Source organism: Roseomonas sp. GC11, assembly GCF_024437745.1.
Taxonomy (GTDB): domain Bacteria; phylum Pseudomonadota; class Alphaproteobacteria; order Acetobacterales; family Acetobacteraceae; genus Pseudoroseomonas.
Genome location: NZ_JANFNY010000205.1, coordinates 1 through 660, shown reverse-complemented (window position 1 = coordinate 660; position 660 = coordinate 1). Strand labels below are relative to the sequence as shown.

At 63.2% G+C, this 660-nt stretch carries 1 protein-coding gene; it reads right to left on the bottom strand.

The window, feature by feature from the left end; all coding sequences use genetic code 11:
• Positions 1-164 precede the first annotated feature (164 nt).
• Entirely contained in the window at positions 165-491 is a 327-nt protein-coding gene (locus NON00_RS24640; protein WP_256025440.1) for a hypothetical protein, read from the bottom strand.
• Positions 492-660 lie beyond the last annotated feature (169 nt).

The window sequence follows — 660 nt, the reverse complement described above, 5'->3', positions numbered from 1 at the left end:
ATCTCGGGGGCGTACCCCTTCGATGCCACGGCGAATTTCCCCGAGTGTCAGCACGCTCAGGAAAAGATCTCGCTCCTCGACACTGGCCCACCATGCGGCAACGCCAGGATGGCAGCGTGATTTCTTGCGGATCTCTGAGATGATATTGGTATCGACGAGCCAGGTCACAGATCAATCCCACGTCCGGTATCGTGGGGCCGCGTGAGGTCGATGTCGTCCAGCGGTGCTGCGGCAAGCAACTCTTTCAGGCTGCGCTTGGGCTCCGGCCCGAAGCGACGACGGAGCAGAGCGCGCGCCTCGCTGGCATGGTGGGGGTCGGCCAGCGCGGCTGCCACGGCCCGGACAAGTGACACATCCTCGCTGCGGACTTGCACCTCAACGCGCTGTAAGCCGCGGCTGCGCAGGCGGCGCCGATGCTCGGCAACGGCAGAGAGAGGCTTGGCGGTGGACTTGCCAGGCATGGGGTGCCTCTGGATAATTTCCGGCATCATATCCGGAAATTATCCCGGAACTCAAGGAGAGCGCGGTCTACGCCTTGCCTGAGGGTGCCCTCCAAGGCCGAACCGTTGATCGGGCAACAGCGATAGGATCTGAGCTGGCTGGTGATGAGGCATCCCGTCCCCCAGAGAGAGTTCGCCCCCGGTTTCATTCCCCACACCA